At 48.6% G+C, this 2,920-nt stretch carries 1 protein-coding gene; it reads right to left on the bottom strand.

From position 1 onward, the window contains the following. Window positions 1-1,033: 1,033 nt before the first annotated feature. Window positions 1,034-2,920 (bottom strand): condensation domain-containing protein (locus G9G54_RS24740; RefSeq protein WP_238808436.1); only part of this gene is annotated, 1,887 nt, incomplete at its 5' end.

Raw genomic sequence — 2,920 nt, 5'->3', positions numbered from 1 at the left:
TCATAAAGAGCAGCCATATGCCACCAAGCTCCATCCCATTTTCGACGGCTGCACTCGCCGTGAGTCATCCCCAAATGTGGAGTAGATTCAAGGAACTGTATAGATTTTTCGATTGCTAAACGAATATTTTGATTTGTTTCCATCTGGGTATCTCCTTTTGATTACCTCTACTTCACGCTTCAGTTAAGCAACGTCTCACCTCGTATACCCTTACACTCTTAAAAAATTCGATATGTTATTAAACTATCCTGCCCGTTAGCTTAATGAAGCATCGGCAGTCTAATACTTTATTTTCTCAGTCTAAAACATTATTTTCTTCTGACATCAGCAACTAAAAAAACCGGTCATCCTAAACTAGGACAACCGGTTTTAAAAGATCAGAACCAACTATAATGTTAAGATACCAACTTTAATGTAACTGAACAATTAGTTGTCAGGTGATAAAAAAGTCGTGAACCAATTTTGTTGATTTTACTGCGTTTGCCAGAGCACGTGATAAACACGAAAAATAAAAAGTCTGAAACCACCACAAATTACCATAAAAAGAAAGTTGGAAACTTGTACTATTACGATAATATAATTTCATAACCATTTCCTCAATATACTGAATGTCGCATATAACGTGCTTAAATGATCAATTTTCTTTTTCAAAGAATTATCTCTAATAATCTGTCCATCTTTAGTCCATTGTCCATATATTTGAACTAACCACCCTGTAGTTCGTGAGAGTTCAAGAAGTGCTGTGCCATTATATCTCTAGCTAGTTTATTAATTCTCTTTTTTTGTTCGAATGATAGCTTGATTTTACTTCATTCTTTAAATAGTGAACTTATGGAATGGTTTGATTCTTAGTATACCAAAGGTAAACTACGATTTCTGTTGTGTTTTGTCGATTTTCCAATAAATTGAAATCGTTGCTCAGCGGAACTTGACGTCAGATTCCTGTGGTGGATTTTTCCCTTTCATTTGGAAAAAACACCCGGCAGGATGCGTACCGAGAGAAATACGGCATACACCCAAGCCGGGTAAGGGATTAGAAAATAATATCAATGGCCTCTAGCACATCTTGCTCCTGTTCGGATTGCCCGTTCAGGGAAATATCCTTCAACAGCACCGAAGGCTGTTCGCAAATTTGGGTGATGATCACGAGCAGGTCCTGAGCGAAATTGTCGATCAGATTGCGCGTAAACAACTTGGTGGCATATTCAAACTGCCCGTTCATTCCCTCATCCAGCAACGAAATGACCAAGGTAAGATCAAATTGGGAAACCGTATAAGTTTCCGGATAAGATTCGATCTTGATATCCCCGAAGCTTTGAACATTATCTTCCTTGGTTTCCAGAACAAACATGACATCGAATACAGGATTGCGGCTTTGATCTCGCGGCGCCTGCAGCTTTTTCACAAGCTCCTCGAACGGATAATCCTGGTGGTCGTAGGCCCCCAGCATCGTTTCTTTGACTTCGTTCAAGTAAGCGAGGAACATCTTCTCCCCGGACGGATAATGGCGAATCGCCAAAGTGTTGACAAACATTCCGATGAGCGGCTCCAGGTCGGCATGTGTGCGGCCCGAAACCGGTATCCCTACAATGAAGTCATCTTGTCCTGAGTACTTGCTGAGCAGGATTGAATAGGCCGCCAATAACACCATATAAAGGGTGGCACCGTTCTCATCGGCGATGCGCTGCAAGCTGTCGGTCATCTGCTTGTCGATGCTGAAAGGCAGCACATCTCCCTCAAAGCTGCGAGCGGCAGGTCTGACAAAGTCCGTAGGCAGTTCAAGCGTTGGCAGTTCGCCTTCCAGCACGTCCAGCCAGTAGGCTTCCTGACGTTTCAGCCGCTCTTTTACAGGTTCGGACTGCTGCCAAGCGGCGACTTCCTTGTATTGAATCCGAAGCGGTTCCAGAGTCTCGCCGTTATACAGGCGCAGCAGCTCTTCGACGAAGATGCCCATCGACATGCCATCCGTGACGATATGATGAATGTCCAGCATGAGCAGATGCCGTTCCGCTTCCCATTCGACTAAGCCCACACGCAGCAGCGGCGGCCGCTCCAAATCAAAGACGCGCACAAAGCCGTCTGCGATGCTCTTCGTTTCACTTTCCGTCGCTTTCGTATACTCGACGGCAAACTTCAAGTCCGGATAAATCCGTTGTACCGGTTCGCCGTCGACCAACTCGAAGCCGGTTCGCAAAATTTCGTGACGAGCTATCAATCCTTTGAGCGCCGCCTCGAATTGATTCCGTTCCAAGCGCCCGACGAGAACCGTCATGCCGGACATGTTGTAGCTAAGCTCGGCGCCTTCCATCTGCTGCTGGATGTACAGCCGTTTTTGCACGGAGGAAAGCGGATAGTAATCCCTCTTATCCAGAACCGGAATGGAGAGGTGTTCCTGCCGCTCCAATTGGCTGATCGCTTCGGCCATCGCTTCGATGGTCGAGTGCTGGAACACATCGCGCAGCGGCAGATCCACGCTCAGCTCCTTGTGCACCTTGCTGACCATCGTCGTCGCCCGCAGGGAGTGCCCGCCGAGGTCGAAGAAGTTGTCCGTCACGCCAATCGTGACCGGCCCGAGCACGTCCTGCCAGATGGCGACCAGTTTCGCCTCCAGTTCGGTGCGCGGCGCCACGTATTCGCGCCCTGCGCTTGCTCCCCCTTCCGGCGTCGGCAGCGCCTTCCGGTCGATTTTCCCGTTCGGCGTCAGAGGCAGGCGCTCCAGCTCGACGAAGTACGACGGGATCATGTACCCCGGCAGCTCGCTGGAGATCGCCCGTTTCAGGTCTGCCGCCGTCAATTCGCCATCCGTTGTGTAGTACGCGCACAGCGCTTTCTGCCCGTTCGCATCACTTCGAACCAGCACCACCGCTTCGCGCACGCCTTCCACCCGCAGCAGCTGCGACTCGATCTCGCCCGTCTCGAT

Source organism: Paenibacillus sp. EKM212P, assembly GCF_011066115.1.
GTDB classification, from domain to species: domain Bacteria; phylum Bacillota; class Bacilli; order Paenibacillales; family Paenibacillaceae; genus Paenibacillus; species Paenibacillus polymyxa_B.
This window is presented reverse-complemented; position numbering and strand designations above follow the sequence as displayed.